The 15,474-nt window shown below is 69.5% G+C and carries 16 protein-coding genes; 6 read left to right on the top strand and 10 right to left on the bottom strand.

The window, feature by feature from the left end:
* Positions 1-79: 79 nt before the first annotated feature.
* Positions 80-1,087, top strand: coding sequence for a pentapeptide repeat-containing protein (locus tag NLX83_RS08105; RefSeq protein ID WP_374118690.1), 1,008 nt, complete (start codon positions 80-82; stop codon positions 1,085-1,087).
* Here NLX83_RS08105 and NLX83_RS08110 read toward each other — a convergent pair.
* The 4 genes from NLX83_RS08110 to purS all read right to left on the bottom strand — a co-directional run bounded on the left by NLX83_RS08110 (position 1,077) and on the right by purS (position 5,000).
* Positions 1,077-1,574 carry a flavoprotein gene (locus NLX83_RS08110; RefSeq protein WP_254234214.1) on the bottom strand — a complete coding sequence of 166 codons (498 nt, stop codon included), beginning with the start codon at positions 1,572-1,574 and terminating at the stop codon, positions 1,077-1,079. The genes NLX83_RS08105 and NLX83_RS08110 overlap by 11 nt on opposite strands.
* A gap of 230 nt (positions 1,575-1,804) precedes the next feature.
* Positions 1,805-4,096, bottom strand: a complete 2,292-nt coding sequence (purL, locus tag NLX83_RS08115; protein WP_254234215.1) for a phosphoribosylformylglycinamidine synthase subunit PurL — start codon at positions 4,094-4,096, stop codon at positions 1,805-1,807.
* Positions 4,093-4,764, bottom strand: a complete 672-nt coding sequence (gene purQ / locus NLX83_RS08120; protein ID WP_254234216.1) for a phosphoribosylformylglycinamidine synthase subunit PurQ — start codon at positions 4,762-4,764, stop codon at positions 4,093-4,095. The genes purL and purQ overlap by 4 nt, the downstream gene beginning before the upstream one ends.
* Positions 4,761-5,000 (bottom strand): phosphoribosylformylglycinamidine synthase subunit PurS, encoded by a 240-nt coding sequence (purS, locus tag NLX83_RS08125; RefSeq protein WP_030433767.1) that lies wholly within the window; start codon positions 4,998-5,000, stop codon positions 4,761-4,763. Before purS ends, purQ begins: the two co-directional genes overlap by 4 nt.
* Before the next feature lie 187 nt (positions 5,001-5,187).
* Here purS and NLX83_RS08130 point away from each other — a divergent pair, with 187 nt between their 5' ends.
* Positions 5,188-6,180, top strand: coding sequence for an NAD-dependent epimerase/dehydratase family protein (locus tag NLX83_RS08130; RefSeq protein ID WP_254234217.1), 993 nt, complete (start codon positions 5,188-5,190; stop codon positions 6,178-6,180).
* Positions 6,181-6,222: 42 nt separating this feature from the next.
* Here NLX83_RS08130 and NLX83_RS08135 read toward each other — a convergent pair whose 3' ends face one another.
* Positions 6,223-7,368 carry a trypsin-like serine peptidase gene (locus tag NLX83_RS08135; protein WP_254236135.1) on the bottom strand — a complete coding sequence of 382 codons (1,146 nt, stop codon included), beginning with the start codon at positions 7,366-7,368 and terminating at the stop codon, positions 6,223-6,225.
* A 139-nt stretch (positions 7,369-7,507) separates the two neighbouring features.
* Between NLX83_RS08135 and NLX83_RS08140 the strand changes: the two genes are divergently transcribed.
* Complete coding sequence (locus tag NLX83_RS08140; protein ID WP_254234218.1) at positions 7,508-8,143, top strand: MBL fold metallo-hydrolase; 636 nt, start codon at positions 7,508-7,510, stop codon at positions 8,141-8,143.
* On the opposite strand, the gene NLX83_RS08145 is transcribed toward NLX83_RS08140, so the two are convergent.
* Both NLX83_RS08145 and NLX83_RS08150 read right to left on the bottom strand, forming a co-directional pair.
* On the bottom strand, positions 8,085-8,759 hold the full coding sequence (locus tag NLX83_RS08145) for a DUF2334 domain-containing protein (protein WP_254234219.1): 675 nt from the start codon (positions 8,757-8,759) through the stop codon (positions 8,085-8,087). The genes NLX83_RS08140 and NLX83_RS08145 overlap by 59 nt on opposite strands.
* Before the next feature lie 74 nt (positions 8,760-8,833).
* Complete coding sequence (locus NLX83_RS08150; RefSeq protein ID WP_254234220.1) at positions 8,834-9,724, bottom strand: phosphoribosylaminoimidazolesuccinocarboxamide synthase; 891 nt, start codon at positions 9,722-9,724, stop codon at positions 8,834-8,836.
* A gap of 110 nt (positions 9,725-9,834) precedes the next feature.
* Here NLX83_RS08150 and NLX83_RS08155 point away from each other — a divergent pair, with 110 nt between their 5' ends.
* Positions 9,835-10,323 carry a DUF6973 domain-containing protein gene (locus tag NLX83_RS08155; protein ID WP_254234221.1) on the top strand — a complete coding sequence of 163 codons (489 nt, stop codon included), beginning with the start codon at positions 9,835-9,837 and terminating at the stop codon, positions 10,321-10,323.
* A gap of 111 nt (positions 10,324-10,434) precedes the next feature.
* Complete coding sequence (locus tag NLX83_RS08160; RefSeq protein WP_254234222.1) at positions 10,435-10,881, top strand: hypothetical protein; 447 nt, start codon at positions 10,435-10,437, stop codon at positions 10,879-10,881.
* 17 nt (positions 10,882-10,898) lie between these two features.
* Here NLX83_RS08160 and NLX83_RS08165 read toward each other — a convergent pair whose 3' ends face one another.
* From NLX83_RS08165 to NLX83_RS08175, 3 genes are all read right to left on the bottom strand, one after another.
* The gene (locus tag NLX83_RS08165) at positions 10,899-11,492 is read right to left on the bottom strand and encodes a TetR/AcrR family transcriptional regulator (RefSeq protein WP_254234223.1); all 594 of its coding nucleotides are present in this window, start codon (positions 11,490-11,492) and stop codon (positions 10,899-10,901) included.
* Positions 11,493-11,689: 197 nt separating this feature from the next.
* The gene (purB, locus tag NLX83_RS08170) at positions 11,690-13,123 is read right to left on the bottom strand and encodes an adenylosuccinate lyase (protein ID WP_254234224.1); all 1,434 of its coding nucleotides are present in this window, start codon (positions 13,121-13,123) and stop codon (positions 11,690-11,692) included.
* Positions 13,124-13,285: 162 nt separating this feature from the next.
* Positions 13,286-14,056: an NYN domain-containing protein gene (locus NLX83_RS08175; protein WP_254234225.1), complete on the bottom strand. Its 771-nt coding sequence runs from the start codon at positions 14,054-14,056 to the stop codon at positions 13,286-13,288.
* A gap of 256 nt (positions 14,057-14,312) precedes the next feature.
* On the opposite strand from NLX83_RS08175, the gene NLX83_RS08180 reads away from it, so the two are divergent.
* Positions 14,313-15,419, top strand: a complete 1,107-nt coding sequence (locus tag NLX83_RS08180; protein WP_254234226.1) for a hypothetical protein — start codon at positions 14,313-14,315, stop codon at positions 15,417-15,419.
* The last annotated feature ends 55 nt before the right edge of the window (positions 15,420-15,474 follow it).

Genomic DNA, 15,474 nt, shown 5'->3' on the forward strand with positions numbered 1-15,474 from the left:
GTCACTTAGCGGCATCGCTGCGATGCAAAAGGTGAGCGTGCGCTGTTGTCCGCCGAGCGGTCATCCGGACAATCTTCCGGTGGACAAATGGGTGATTCTCATCGCCGGATCGGTGATCTCACTGGCGGCGATCTCGCTATTGCTGCTCGGGTGGCTCCGGCACCGGCAGGGGCTGCTGCTGACCGGAACGGTGTTCGCGGCGATCGGGCTGTTGTGCCTGGTAGGAGGCTGGTTGCTGATCGCGGACCCGCGGTCGGGACCGACCGAGGCGATCAAGACCGGAGGGCTCGCCGGGGGTGCCGTCGTCGCGCTCTACGCGCTCTGGCTCAACGACAGAAAGCGCCGCGCGGAGGAGGACCGCAACGATCACGACCGCGAGCGCGTCTCGGACGAACGCTTCGCCAGAGCGGTCGAGATGCTGGGCAACGAGGCCGACCAAGTACGGGTCGGAGCCCTCCATGCGCTTGCGGGCCTGGCAAAGAGCAGACCGGATTACACGCAGACCGTGCTCGACATCATCTGCTCCTACCTCCGCCGTCCGTTCGAGCACTCGTCCTTCGAGAGGCGCCCCGACGAACCGCATCGGTACCTGCCCAAGCCCGAGGAGCGGGACCCGGACACCGACCGCGAACGCCAGGTCCGGGAGACCGCGCAACGGCTGATCCACGACCTCCTGCCGAAGCGGGACACCGAGGGCCCGACCTACGACCTGGACCTGACCGGCGCCAAGCTCGAATACCTGGAGCTGAGCAACCTGCGCATCGGCAGGCTGGTCGCGCGGTACACGCACTTCATGGGCATCACGCGCTGGCAGGGGGCCGAGTTCGGCAAGGAGGTCCTGCTCACCAACGCCGTCTTCCACGGCCGGGCGGAGCTGCACCACGCGAAGTTCCGCAACGGGATCTCGTTGCTGGCCACCAGGTTCGACCGCGAGCTCAGCATCCACCACGCTCTGGTCGAGCAGTGGGCGGACTTCCGCGTCGAGGCCCCGCTGATCCGGCACGAGGAGCTCACCTTCGGGAAGCTGGACCGCCTCCAACTGCCGGAGGGGTGGCGGGTCGAGGACGGCAAGCTGATCATCCCGTGACGCGCTCGACCCGCTCCAGCGCCAGATCCCACGCCAGGTCGGGCACCAGTTCGACGCCGCCCGCGCGCAGGGCCGCGATGTGCCCGTCCCACGCGGGGTGGCGCGTGTGGGCCTCGCTGACCTGCGGGAGCACCACGACCGGCGTCGCCGAGCCGATCGCTTCGGAGACGGTCGTGAGCGCCTGGTTGTCGCCGAGCCCGAGCGCCAGCTTCGCGACGCTGTTGGCGGAGGCGGGCGCCCAGAGGTAGCAGTCCACGACGGGGTGCGGGCGCGGTTCGGTGGGCAACCGCGACGCACCCCGCACGGGCAACCCCGTCAGCTCGCGCAGCACCTCAACCTCGCCCGCCGCCTCGAACCACGTAAAAGCGTTGGGCGTCAACGTGATCGCGACCCTCCACCCCAGCTGCACCGCAGGCTCCACCACCCGCTCCCGCACATCGAGCACGCTGAACGTCGCACTGCACATCAACCCCAGAACCCTCTTCACATCCCCATCCCAACACCCGCCGCATTACACTCCACCCATGCCCTCATGCCCTCCCACCTCGTGGAACACCCACCCAACCCTGGCTTGAGTGGTCCAAACCAATCCCGTTTCGTACTCTTAGCGGGAAAGAGAGCGCTCCCAAATACGGCTTTGAGTACGAAACGGGAAAACGGGGCCGCGCTCCGGAGATGGAGGGCGGCCCCGTTCGGGTGCGGCGGTAGTGCGGAGTGCTAGTCGAACAGGGCGGGGAGGGTTCCGGACCACGCGGTGCGGAGCTCGTCCAGCCCGATGCTCGCCACGTCCTGGATGTCCAGGGCCGCGGCGTCCGGGTCGACCACGCCGATCTTCGTCCACGGCAGACCGCGCACGGTGCACATGTCGGTGAACCGCAGCTCCTCGCTGCGCGGCACCGCCACGAGCACCCGGCCCGCCGACTCGGAGAACAGCATCACGAACGGGTCGGCCCCCGAAGGCAGGACGACGCGCGCGCCGGTCTCGCCGTGCAGGCACGACTCCACGAGGGCCTGCGCGAGACCGCCCTCGGAGAGGTCGTGCGCGGCCGAGAGCATGCCGTCGCGGGAGCCCGCCGCGAGGACCTCTCCGAGCAGCTTCTCCCTGGCCAGGTCCACCGCGGGCGGCTGACCGCCGAGGTGACCGTGCACCACGTGCGCCCACTCGCTGCCGCCGAACTCGTCGCGGGTCTCGCCGAGCAGCAGCAGCGTCTCGCCCGCCTCGGCGCCGATGCCCGAGGGCAGCCGCCTGCGGACGTCGTCGATGACCCCGAGCACGCCGACCACCGGAGTCGGCAGGATCGCCGTGCTGCCGGTCTGGTTGTAGAAGCTGACGTTGCCGCCCGTCACCGGGAGGCCCAGCTCCACGCACCCGTCGGCGAGGCCGCGGACCGCCTGCTCGAACTGCCACATGACCGCCGGGTCCTCGGGCGAGCCGAAGTTCAGGCAGTTGGTGACCGCCAGCGGGGCGGCGCCGGAGACGGCTACGTTGCGGTAGGCCTCGGCCAGCGCCAGCTTCGCGCCCACGTACGGGTCGAGCTTGCAGTAGCGGCCGTTGCAGTCGGTCGCGAGCGCGATGCCGCGCCCGGTCTCCTCGTCGATGCGCAGCACGCCGGTGTCGTTGGGCTGCGCGAGAACCGTGTTGCCGCGGACGTAGCGGTCGTACTGCTCGGTGACCCAGCCGCGGGAGCACAGGTTCGGCGAGGCGATCATCTTCAGGATCGTCTCGCGCAGTTCGTCCGAAGTGGACGGTCGGGCGAGCGCGTCCGGGGTGTTCGCGATCAGCGCGTCCTGGTCGGCGGGGCGCTCGATCGGCCGGTGGTACACCGGGCCCTCGTGCGCCACGGTGCGCGGCGGGACGTCGACGACCGTCTGGCCGTGCCAGTCGATCACCAGGCGCTCGCCGTCGGTGACCTCACCGATGACGGTGGCGATCACGTCCCACTTGGCGCAGACCTCCATGAAAGCGTCCACATTGGACGGTTCGACGACCGCGCACATCCGCTCCTGCGACTCGCTGGAGAGGACCTCGGCTGGGGTCATCCCCTCGGCGCGCAGCGGCACCAGGTCGAGGTCGACGTGCATGCCGCCGTCCCCCGCCGAGGCCAGTTCCGCTGTGGCACAAGACAGTCCCGCACCACCGAGGTCCTGGATGCCGACGACGATGCCCGACTGGAACAGCTCGAGGCAGCACTCGATGAGCACCTTCTCGGTGAACGGGTCGCCGACCTGGACGCTGGGCAGCTTCTTGCGCTTGCCCGCGCTCTCGTCCCCGGAGAAGGTCTCCGAGGCGAGCACGGACACGCCGCCGATCCCGTCCAGTCCGGTGCGCGCACCGAACAGGATGATCTTGTTGCCGGTGCCGGAGGCGTGCGCCAGGTGCAGGTCCTCCACGCGCATCGCGCCCACGCAGAGCGCGTTGACCAGCGGGTTTCCCGCGTAGGTCGCGTCGAAGACGACCTCGCCGCCGATGTTCGGCAGGCCGAGGCAGTTCCCGTAGCCGCCGACGCCCGCGACGATGCCGGGCAGCACCCGGCGGGTGTCCGGCGCGTCGGCCGGGCCGAACCGCAGCGGGTCCATCACGGCCAGCGGGCGGGCGCCCATCGCGAGGATGTCGCGCACGATCCCGCCGACGCCCGTCGCGGCGCCCTGGTAAGGCTCCACATAGGACGGATGGTTGTGGCTCTCCACCTTGAAGGTGACCGCCCAGCCGTCGCCGATGTCGACGACGCCCGCGTTCTCCCCGATCCCGGCGAGCATGTGCTCGCGCATCTCGTCGGTGGTGGTCTCGCCGAAGTACTTCAGGTGCACCTTGGAGGACTTGTACGAGCAGTGCTCGCTCCACATCACCGAGTACATCGCCAGCTCGGCGTCGGTGGGGCGGCGGCCGAGGATCTCGCGGATCCTGGCGTACTCGTCGTCCTTGAGGCCCAGCTCCCGGAAGGGCTGGGCGGTGTCCGGGGTCGCCGCGGCGTGCTCGACGGTGTCGGCGAGGTGTTCGGTTGTCGTCACGCCTTCACCACCGCGTCGAGAACGGACAGGAACATGCCGAGGCCGTCGTCGGTCGGCCCGGTCAGCGCGTCGATCGCGTGCTCGGGGTGCGGCATCAGCCCCACCACCCGGCCGCGGGCGTCGGTCACGCCCGCGATGTCGTTGCGCGAACCGTTGGGGTTGTTCCCCACGTAGCGGAAGACAACGCGTCCCTCGGCCTCGAGTTCGTCCACAGTGGACTGATCGGCGACGTAGCGGCCCTCACCGGACTTGAGCGGCACCAGGATCTCCGCGTCCGGCTCGTAGCGGGTGGTCCACGCGGTTCCCGCGTTCTCCACCCGCAGCCACTGGTCCCGGCAGACGAAGTGCAGCCCGGCGTTGCGCAGCAGCGCCCCGGGCAGCAGCCCCGCCTCGCAGAGGATCTGGAAACCGTTGCAGATCCCCAGCACCGGCATCCCGCGCTTGGCCGCGTCGATCACCTCGGTCATCACCGGGGCGAACTTCGCGATGGCCCCGCAGCGGAGGTAGTCGCCGTAGGAGAACCCGCCGGGGACGATGACGGCGTCCACCCCGCGCAGGTCGTGGTCGGCGTGCCAGAGCGGCACCGCCTCGGCCTCGGCGTAGCGCGCGGCGCGGGCCGCGTCGACGTCGTCGAGGGTGCCGGGGAAGGTGATGACTCCGATCTTCACGACTCGACCCTGCGGACGGTCCAGTCCTCGATCACCGTGTTGGCCAGTAAGGTCTCGGCGATCTTGGCGAGCGCGGCGTCGTCGACCGAGTCGTCGACCTCCAGCTCGAAGCGCTTTCCCTGGCGGACGGAGGTGACCCCGTCGAAGCCGAGGCGCGGTAGCGCGTTGGCCACCGCCTGTCCTTGCGGGTCGAGGATTTCCTGCTTGGGCATGACGTCAACGACGACACGGGCCACTGGTCGCACTCCCAGGTTTGTGGCTCGGCGGGCAGCCGCAGCGTACCTGACCAGCGGGTTCGAACCTTCTTCAGAGTTGGTGCGGACGGGCGTGAGCTGCGCCGCAGATCAATTTCACCTGATCGCCGTCCGTTCGCCCACCGCGAGAAGGATGGCCGGGCCTCCTCCGGCCAGTCAGGCTTGGTGCATGCGGGTACTCGTACTAGGTGGAACGAAGTTCCTGTCCAAGGCCGTCGCGACCGAACTGGTCCGGCGCGGGCACGACGTCCTCTGCGCGGCGCGCGGCGCCTCCGGCGACGTCCCGGCGGGAGCCCGGCTGATACGCGTCGACCGAAACGACCCAGACGGGTTCGCCCCCTTGGCCGGCGAGCGCTTCGACTCCGTGATCGACGTCGCCACGATGTCCTTGACCTGGGTCAACGAGGCCCTCCAGGCGCTGGCCGCGAACGCGGGGCACTGGACGTTCGTCTCCTCCATCAGCGTCTACGCCGACCACGGACCGCTCGGCCAGGACACCTCGTCCGAGATCGTCGAACCGCTGCTGGAGGTGACCGAGGCGCGGACCCCGGCGGACAACCCCGCGGCGTACGGGCGGATCAAGGTGGCCAGCGAGAACCGGGTCCGCGAGGAGCTCGGCGACCGCGCGTTCATCCCGCGCCCCGGCCTGATCACCGGGCACGAGGACTGGTCCGACCGGTTCGGCTACTGGCCCGCGCGCTTCTACCAGGGCGGCCGGGCCGTGGTCCCGGACGTGCCGGAGCAGCCCGCGCAGTACGTCGACGTCCTCGACCTGGCGAACTGGCTGGTGGACGCCTCAGAGCAGCGGCTGGGCGGCACCTTCGACGCGATCGGCCCGATCACCCCGTTCCCCGAGCTGATCGCCGAGGTCGCCCAGGTGGCCGGGCAGGACATCGAGCTGGTCCCGGTCGCGGAGGACAGGCTGACCGCCGCGGAGGTGAAGCCCTGGTCGGGCCCGCGGTCGCTGCCGGTGTGGGCGCCCGGCCACCACGGCATGCTCTCCCACGACCCGAAGCCCGCGGCCGACGCGGGGCTGCGGCACCGCTCGCTCGGCGACGCCACCAGGGCGGCGCTGGAGAACGAGCTGCGGCTCGGCCTGGAGCGGGAGCGCCGCGCCGGGCTCACCCACGAGGAGGAGGCCGAGCTGCTGCGCGTGTCCTGACGCGGGAGGCGGGCCGCCGCACCGGCGGCCCGCCTGACGCGCTCAGAGCTGGTTCTTGATCTTCTCGTGCACCAGGTCGATGCGGACGCCCTGGTTGGGGCAGCCGCCGTAGTGGTGCAGCGAGATCACCTTGTGCGTCTTGCCGGAGAGCACCGGCGAACCCGACGATCCGCCCTCGGTGTCGCACTTGTAGCCGATGTCGGACTCCTTCACCCGCCCGTCCACCTTGACGGAGAACACCTGGCAGTCCCCGGACGCCGACTGGTCGTCCTTGAGCGAGACCTTCTTGAGCTTCCCGGCGGGGTGGCCGACCACGTACATCTTCTCGCCGACGTCGGGCACGCGCGGGTCCAGCTCCAGCGTGCCGAACGGCTGCACCTTGGCGAAGTCGGTCACCGAGAACAGCGTGTAGTCCAGGCCGTAGTCGGTGGAGAGCACCTGCGAGGCGAGGACCTTGGTCACCGTGCCGCTCGCGGTGCCGCCGCAGGTGTCGCACTGGTAGTTGAACCAGACCTCGATCTGCTGCGGGTTGGTGGAGAAGCAGTGGTTGTTGGTCAGCATCCGGTTGTTCGCGCCGACCCGCCAGCCCGTGCACAGCGAGGAACCGTTGCGGAGCAGTTTCGCCACCGCGGCGGTCTTGGAGAATTCGGTCGGATTGCTGGTCTTGTAGCAGACCGCGTCCTTGTAATCATTGGTTCCGCAGATACTGCGGGTCTCCGCGTCCGCGCGCGCCGCGAACTCGGCGTCGGTGAATCCGCGCGTGATCTTGTCAATGCGCGCCGAGCTCAGCGGGGAAGGGGCCCCGCCGTCCTTGGCCCGCAGGGTGACCACCGCGGAGTCGCCGGTGACCGACAACGCCCAGAAACCGGTGTCGGTCGGCGTAGCGGGCGCGTCGCCCTCCGTCGGTTTGGCCGAGTAACGGTAGCTCTCCGACCCCTTCGGATCGGCGATCACCAGCTCGTCCGTCGGAGCCAGCCGCAGGCCGGTGACGTGCGTCTTCACGTACCAGGACCCGGCGCGGTCGATCACCGCGACCGGGCCCGCCGCGGTGACCTCGGCGCGCACCGCCTCCTCGGTCCCGACCTGTTGCGCGCCCTGTTCGACCGGGGCGGACCGGGCCTCTCCGGTAAGGACGAACGCGGGTAGCGCCAAAGTGGCCGCGACTATAATCTTGCCGAATGCGTGCATAAGCACCTCGCAGGGAAATTACTTCAGCAGGGTGCTTTTGATACTGGTTGTCGGTTAATTCGGCGTCACTCTGACATCCGCCGTAATCGGCGCACCATTCAGCTCACGCCTTTGGTCTGGCGGTCCTAGACTCGGGCGTATGCGGATCACCCACTACCGCCACTCGTGCGTCCTGCTGGAGACCGGTTCGGCGCGGCTGCTGCTGGACCCCGGCGCCTTCTCGTCCGGCTTCGACGGGCTGACCGAGCTGGACGCGGTCCTGGTGACGCACCAGCACCCCGACCACCTGGACCTGGACCGGCTGCCGGAGCTGCTCGCGGCCAACCCGCGCGCGGAGCTGGTGGTGGACCGGGGTTCCGCCGCCGCGATCGCCGGTCTCGGCCTCACGCCGAAGGTCGTCACGACCGGCGAGACGATCACGCTCGGCGGGCTCCGGATCGACGTGGTCGGCGGCGACCACGCCACCATCTACGGCGCGCTGCCCGGCATCCCCAACCTCGGCTACGTGATCGGCGACGGCGCGTTCTACCACCCCGGCGACGCGTTGTTCGTGCCCGACCAGGACGTCGACGTGCTCGGCCTGCCGACCGAGGCGCCGTGGCTGAAGCTCGCCGAGACGGTCGACTTCATGAACGCGGTCGGGCCCCGGGTGGCCGTGCCGATCCACGAGGCGCTGCTGGCGCGGCCGGAGCTGTACTACGGCTGGTTCGACCGGCTCAGCGCGGAGAGAACCGAGGTCCGTGCGCCGAAGCACGCCGAGGCGACGGAACTCTGACCTCCGCGTAGGTGCCGGGGACCGCGTCGTCGCGCAACGCGTCGTCGACTGCGTCGAACAGCGCCCACCGGTACGGGTGGTGGGCCAGATCGGCCGCGTTCACGTCGATCCGCACCAGCTCGGCGCGACGAATGCCGCGCTGCCCGACGCGCCGCACCCGCCCGCGCCAGTGCGCGCCGGTCTTGAGGTCGTGCACCCCGTTGGCGTCGGCGCAGACGGCGAATCCGTGCCGCCGCAACGCGGTCATCGTGCCCAGCGACACCGTCTCGTCGAACACGGCGAAGCAGTCGGTGACCAGCCCGCGCGCTTCGAAGGACGCCACCGAGGCGATCAGCCGCAGCCCGGCCTCGTGCGCGGGCAGGGAGGGCTTGCGCCTGGCCCTCCGCTGCTGCGGCACGAGCACCGGGCCGCGCGCGAAACCGTTGAGCACCACGGCATCCCCGGCACTCCGCCGGAACCGAATCCAGTCCACTGTGGACTGTTCGGCGGCGGGGAGCGGGGTGGTCAGCAGGGACAGCGGGACGCGGAGCCGGTCCAGCTCGTCGGCGACGGACGCGCAGTGCTCCAGTGAGCCGCGGTCGATGCCGGAGAGCGAGACCAGGAGCCTGGTAGCCACGTCCCCATTCAGCAGGACCGAGGTGACCAGCGGCTTTACCGCCGATGACGGCGGGCGTCCGATCCCGCGAACTCTCAGGCGGGTGAGGGCCAGTCCGCCATCGAGCGACCGGTGATCATCTCGTAGGCCCGCAGGTAGCGCTCGCGGGTGGCCTCGACGATGTCGGCGGGCAACGCGGGCGGCGGCGTGTCGCTCGCGCGGTCCCACCCGGACGCGGGCGAGGTCAGCCAGTCGCGCACGAACTGCTTGTCGAAGGACCGCTGCCCCCGGCCCGGCGCGTACTCGTCGGCGGGCCAGAACCGGGAGGAGTCCGGCGTCAGCACCTCGTCGCCGAGCACCAGCGCGCCGGTGGTGTCCGTGCCGAACTCGAACTTCGTGTCGGCCAGGATCACGCCGCGCTCCCGCGCGTGCTCGGCGGCGCGCGTGTAGACCCGCAGCGTCAGCTCGCGCAGCCGCTCCGCCTTCTCCTGCCCGACCTCCTTCACCACGGCCTCGAAGGAGACGTTCTCGTCGTGCGCGCCGATCTCGGCCTTGGTCGCCGGGGTGAAGATCGGCTCGGCCAGCCGGGAGGACTCCACCAGCCCAGCGGGCAGCTCCACCCCGCACACCGCGCCGGTGCGGTTGTAGTCGGTGAGGCCGGAGCCCGTCAGGTAGCCGCGCGCAACGCACTCCACCGGCTCCATCGACAGGCGGCGCACCAGCAGCGCGCGGCCGCGGACCTCGTCGGGGATGCGCGGGTCGTCGTGCGCGACGAGGTGGTTCGGCACCAGGTCGGACAGCAGCTCGAACCAGAACACGCTCATCGCCGTGAGCACGCGCCCCTTGTCCGGGATGGCGGACTCCAGCACGTGGTCGTACGCGGAGATGCGGTCCGAGGCGATCAGGAGCAGGTGCTCGTCGTCCACCGCGTGGAGCTGGCGGACCTTACCGGCGGCGATCTGCGGGTACTCGGCGAGCGTTGGCACGGGGCAACCCTAGTCGGCGCACTCCCCTGGCAGATCCCGAAAGGCTTGGTGATCACCCGCCTCCGCCGCAGACTTGAGCCCGGATCCCCTGCTGGAGGAGGAAAATCGCCGTGCGCCGTCCCCTCGCCGCCCTCGCGCTGTCCGCCGTCGCCGTGTTCGGCTTCACAACGCCCGCGACCGCCGGGCCGCGGGCCATGAACCAGCTCAACGAGAGCGAGCGCAAGATCTGCGCGGAGAACCCCGTCAGGTGCCTCGCCGCGGTCGCGGTCGCCAAGACCGCCAGCGACGAGTCGACGTCGGCGTTCTCCGGCCAGAAGTACGACGGCACCCAGCGCGACGCCGCCCGGCACTGCATGTGGCAGTCCCTGCTCAGCGCCGACCACGGCAGCGCCTACGCGAAGCGCTGGGGCGACGCCCACGAGGAGAACCCCGCGCCCCCGGCCAGCCACGAGATGGACTTCCACAACAACGCCGTCGCCAGGGCGTGGGGCGGGCAGGTGGCGCGGAACAAGCTCATCGCCCACTGCACCACCTCGGCGCGCGCGGCGGCGTTCAAGGACTACAGCGACAAGCAGAAGCTGGTCTACCTCGCGAAGTGACCCGGACGAGGCAGAACTTCCGCCGATCGAAGCTTTGCATCGGCGGCGGAGGTTTCCGCCACGGGTAGTAACGTCACTACGACCATTCTGAACTCCAGAAGGAGTGCCGAGATGTCGTCAGGCCGGCTGTTCCGCTGCCTCGCGGTCCTGCTCTGCGGCTTCGCCCTGATCGCTACCGGACCCGCCGCACTGGCAGGCCCGGCGACATCCCCGCCCCCGGCCTCGCCTTTCGCGGTATTCGACTACTACCACCTGCCGAGCAGCGGAAAGCTCGGTTGGTCGCCGGTCGAGGGCGCGGTCAGGTACCACGTCGTGACCGTCAAGGACGGCCAGGCGCCGAAGGCGTTGCGCACCGTGAAGGCCACCGACGAGCAGTTCGTCGAGATCCTGGTCGGCGCGAAGTTCAGCCCCGACCGCGCCGCCGCGAACAGCGCCTACCACCTGCGGGTTCAGGCGGAGTTCGCCGACGGCGGCAAGAGTGCGCTGTCCGGTGAGCCGGTGGTCTACACCGAGGCGCCGGAGACCGGCACGCTGCTGGAGCGCCTCGGCGCCGCCTGAGAGCTACTGCCTGAGGGTTACTGCCGGGCCAGCGCCACCGAGAGGTCGACCACCAGCTGGTCCGGCACGTCCTCGCCGCGCAGCCGCCGCTGCTCGAAGCCCTGCACCAGCGCGCCGATGCCGAGCGCGAGCTGCCGGGCCCGCTCCGGGCCGATCACCGCTCCGCCCTGGTCCGCCCTGCCCACCAGCGCCTCGGCGAACTGCTGGTCGGAGCGCTGGGCGATCTCGCGCAGCCGGGTGCTGACGACCGGGTCGCTCTGCGCCTGCCCGGCCAGCTCCATCTCGAAGGCCAGCAGCTGCGCGGCCTCCTTGGTGCCCGCCGCGCGCAGCCGCCCGTGCACGTAGACGCCGATGACCTGCTCCAGCCCGAGCCGGGGGTCGCCGAGCTGGCGGAGTTCGGCGATCACCCGCCAGTGGATGTCCTCCACCACCGCGACCAGCAGGTCCCGCTTGCTGCCGAAGATCGAGTAGATCGCGCCGGTGGTCAGCCCGGCCCGTCCGGCGATCATGCCGAGCGAGGCGCCGCGGTGGCCCTCCTCGACGATCACGTCCCTGGCGGCGTCGAGCAGGGCAGCGCGGTTGCGCGCTTTGCCTTCCAAGCGAGCGACCACGCGGACAACCCCCTCGACAACGCGTCAGCAGAACTTGACACCTGCACACATTGTCGTGCCGCCCAGTCGTGCGATACCCCACTGCATCCAGGGTCCTGATTTAACCGAATAAGGTTCACGTACGCGAACCAGCACTACTCGATCATTCGGTGGACACCGGGCTGACGGCCGTTCGGAGCAAGGATTGAGCCCCGTCGCTACAGAATCGGTTCCGGGGCGTACCCGGCGGCCTTGGGGTAGCGGGCCATGACTTCCTGCACCCGCTCGACCACGGCACCGACCTGGGCCGCCGCCGCGCCGGTGAAGGGCAGCCGGTCGGCAAGCAACCGGTCGAGCTCCGCCCGGCCCAGCGGGAACCGCTCGTCGGCTCCGAGCCGGTCGAGCAGCTCGTTGCGCTCGGTCCCCCGCTCCCGCATGGCCAGCGCGGACGCCACCGCGTGCTCCTTGATCAGCTCGTGCCCGGTCTCCCGGCCCACCCCGGCCCGCACCGCGGCCATCAGCATCTTGGTGGTGGCCAGGAACGGCAGGTACCGGTCCAGCTCGCGGCCGATCACCGCGGGGAACGCGCCGAACTCGTCCAGCACCGTCAGGAAGGTCTCGACCAGGCCGTCGAAGGCGAAGAAGGCGTCCGGCAGCGCGACCCTGCGCACCACCGAGCAGGACACGTCGCCCTCGTTCCACTGGTCCCCGGCCAGCTCGCCGATCATGGAGGCGTAACCGCGCAGCACCACCGCGAGCCCGTTGACCCGCTCGCAGGACCGGGTGTTCATCTTGTGCGGCATGGCGCTCGACCCGACCTGGCCGGGCTGGAAGCCCTCGGTGACCAGCTCGTGCCCCGCCATCAACCGGATCGTCTTGGCCAGCGAGGACGGCCCCGCGGCGAACTGCACGAGCGCGGTCACCACCTCGAAGTCCAGCGACCGCGGGTAGACCTGCCCGACACTGGTGAACACCGCGTCGAAGCCGAGGTGCTCGGCCACCCGGCGCTCCAGTTCGAGCAGCTTCGCCGAGTCACCGCCCAGCAGGTCCAGCATGTCCTGCGCGGTGCCGACCGGCCCCTTCACGCCCCGCAACGGGTAGCGCTCCAGCAGGTTCTCCACCCGCCCGAACGCCACCAGCACCTCGTCGGCCGCCGTGGCGAACCGCTTGCCCAGCGTCGTCGCCTGCGCCGCCACGTTGTGCGAGCGCCCGGCGATGACCAGCTCGGAGTTCTCCGCGGCCAGCCTCGCCAGCCGCTCCAGCAGGGCCACGCCCCGGTCCCGGACGTGCTCCAGGCTGAGCCGCACCTGCAGCTGCTCGACGTTCTCGGTGAGGTCGCGGGAGGTCATCCCCTTGTGCACGTGCTCGTGCCCGGCCAGGGCGTTGAACTCCTCGATCCTGGCCTTCACGTCGTGCCGGGTGACCCGCTCGCGCTCGGCGATCGAGGCGAGGTCGACCCGCTCCACCACCTGCTCGTAGTCCGCCACCGCGCTCGCGGGCACGTCCACGCCCAGGTCCGCCTGCGCGCGCAGCACGGCCAACCAGAGCTTGCGCTCCAGCACGACCTTGTGTTCCGGGGACCAGATCCGGGCCAGGGTCGCGGAGGCGTACCGGCCGGCCAGCACGTTCGGGATGCGGGGCTTCGAGCTCACGCCGCCGAGCCTATTCGACGACCGAACCCCCAGCTCAGCCGCTACGACGTGAGCCTGGGAACAGGAAGGGGGGAACAAAAAAGACCCGGCCCTGCGTTGCCGCAAGAACCGGGTTCGGTAGCTAAAGCATAACGCAGAACAACACGATCACCAAATCCCGCCTCACCACCCGGCGGGCTTCACGTGCGAGCCGACCCGGACGGGCATCTGATGCGCTCGGAAATCGTCGGCGCGGAGGCGTCGCCACCAGTGTCCGCCCACTCCATCGGCGGCTCCACCTCGAAGGTCGCCTGCCGTGGGCATCGCATGCGGGTTGATCGTCGCGACCGGCACCCGAAGCCGCGCCTCCACCAGCGACAAGCTCAGATCGCTGTCATTGGAGAACACCATGGCCGCATCGATCTGACCGGCCAGAACGTCGATCAACAGGTGGCTGGCGACGTTCACGTCGGACCCCTTCTCCTCAAAGGTCTGGATCGACGCCAGCAGTACCGGACGCCCCTCAGGACCGGTGACCTCCCGGACGGGTAGCCAGTCCGGCACCTGATCACTGCCCAGGGTGATCACCTGGCGACGGCGATCACCGCTTCTGCCGACGAGCAGACCGGTACAGATGCGAGGTCTGTACTTTCCCAAGGCGACACGAACGTCGCCGCAGTGCTGTTTCAACGCCTCGATGTAGCACTTCTGATCCTCCAGCGAACTGGGATCTCCAGGACGGTCGCGCAGGGCGGTGCAGTACACGATTCGGTCGATGATGGGGTTGGGCCAGAGGCGGGGGTTGATGAGGCTCGTCGCCAGGCCGCCGATGTCCAGCCAACGCCAACCCTCCGTCCTCTGCCCGCAATGCGCCCGCGCGCCGTAATAGACGTTGAACGCGTCGACGTAGACGCCGACTCTGGTTGGCCGCTGGGCGGCACTTGGATCGATCACTCGGGGCAAGATAACCACGCAATGCAAATTCGTCATTTGCCCCCGTGGCAAATTGTCACTCAAGAGAGTAATTCTCGCTCAGTCGGCCACAATAAAGAGCGCTACAGTCCACCACGAACACTTTCCAAGTTGGCATGTCAGACAACGAAACCGCAGCTCAGCGAGCGTCTGCACAAAAGAAAACCGGAGAGCGGCCTGATGGCGACTCTCCGGCTTGGGAATTTAGCGTTGAACGCTGATGGAAGCGTAGCACCTCATGACCACCGCACCATCTCCATCAACAGGATCGCTGTGGGACGTCAGCAGCGCGTTGGCGTTGCACGAGGCGGCGGAGGCGGGTGACTGGGTCCGCACGAGGGTCCTCTCCCCGGGCGCGGTGTCCTGGTACCTGCGCGCGCTGGAGCGACAGCTCGGCCCGGACCGAGGGCTCGGCGACTCGCGGCTGCGCCAGGAACTCACCGCACTCCTGCGTTCGGGTCTGGAGCCGGACAGCCGTGATCGGCGTCGGCTGGTCCAGCTGATGCCCTTGATCACCAACGGATACCTCGGGCGCTGGGCGAGCGCGGTGGACTCGGCGAGGACCCCGTCCCCGGAGCGGCTGGCCCGTGCGGTGGCGACCCACCTGCTCGACTGCGGGCACAGTTCCGGATACCTGCACCGGTGGGTGAGGGCGCTGAGCAAGGACCGCCGTTCGTACTCGCGGAGCTTCACGAAACGATTGGAGCCCGTGGGCAAAGTCTGGATCGCTGGCCACGCGACGCCATTGCCGCTGCTCCCGCCCGAGCACGGAGTCGACATCTTGTCGCCGAAAAGCGAAGAGGCCATGTACTCCGGCAAGGGCAGCGACCGGCTCGACGAAGCATTGGAGCTGGTCGCGCAACTCAACACCGGAACGGCGGCCGCAGCCGTCGCGGGCGTCCGGGCGGCGATCGAATCGCTGTTGTTCCACCCCGACGACGAGTCGGACGTGAAGGCTGCGGATCGACTCGCCGTGATCGTCACGTGCTCATTGCCGCACGCGGAGCTGACAACCTTGTCGTACAAGTACAAGACGTCTCCTCCCGAACTGACAGCGGAAGCACCGCGAGCCCCGGTTGGCGGACGTGCGGCACATCATCCAAAGCACCTTCCGCAGGCTCCACCGGCAGCGCGACATCGTCATGCACGGGGGCAGCACGACCGCCATCGCGCTCGACTCGGCGCTGCGCGCGGCCGCACCGCTCCTCGGAGCAGGGCTCGACCGCGTCGTGCGCGCCAAGTTGATCAAGAATGTGGCCCGCTGGACCTGGCGGCGCGGGCGGAGAACTCGCTCGCGCTGGTCGGTGACCCAGTCGGCCCCGCCGTCACGAACCTCCTGGAGTAGTCAAGTAACCCTTGGGACACAAGGGTTTCACGCGAACACGCCACATCGTTGGTCA

It is taken from the genome of Allokutzneria sp. A3M-2-11 16 (genome assembly GCF_024213555.1).
Lineage (GTDB): Bacteria > Actinomycetota > Actinomycetes > Mycobacteriales > Pseudonocardiaceae > Allokutzneria.

What these genes read in the sequence shown, in the direction of transcription:
- NLX83_RS08130 (WP_254234217.1), top strand. Translation starts at nt 5,188, where the DNA reads ATGCGGGTACTCGTACTAGGTGGAACGAAGTTCCTGTCCAAGGCCGTC.
- NLX83_RS08135 (WP_254236135.1), bottom strand. Translation starts at nt 7,368, where the DNA reads ATGCACGCATTCGGCAAGATTATAGTCGCGGCCACTTTGGCGCTACCC.
- NLX83_RS08140 (WP_254234218.1), top strand. Translation starts at nt 7,508, where the DNA reads ATGCGGATCACCCACTACCGCCACTCGTGCGTCCTGCTGGAGACCGGT.
- NLX83_RS08160 (WP_254234222.1), top strand. Translation starts at nt 10,435, where the DNA reads ATGTCGTCAGGCCGGCTGTTCCGCTGCCTCGCGGTCCTGCTCTGCGGC.
- NLX83_RS08180 (WP_254234226.1), top strand. Translation starts at nt 14,313, where the DNA reads ATGACCACCGCACCATCTCCATCAACAGGATCGCTGTGGGACGTCAGC.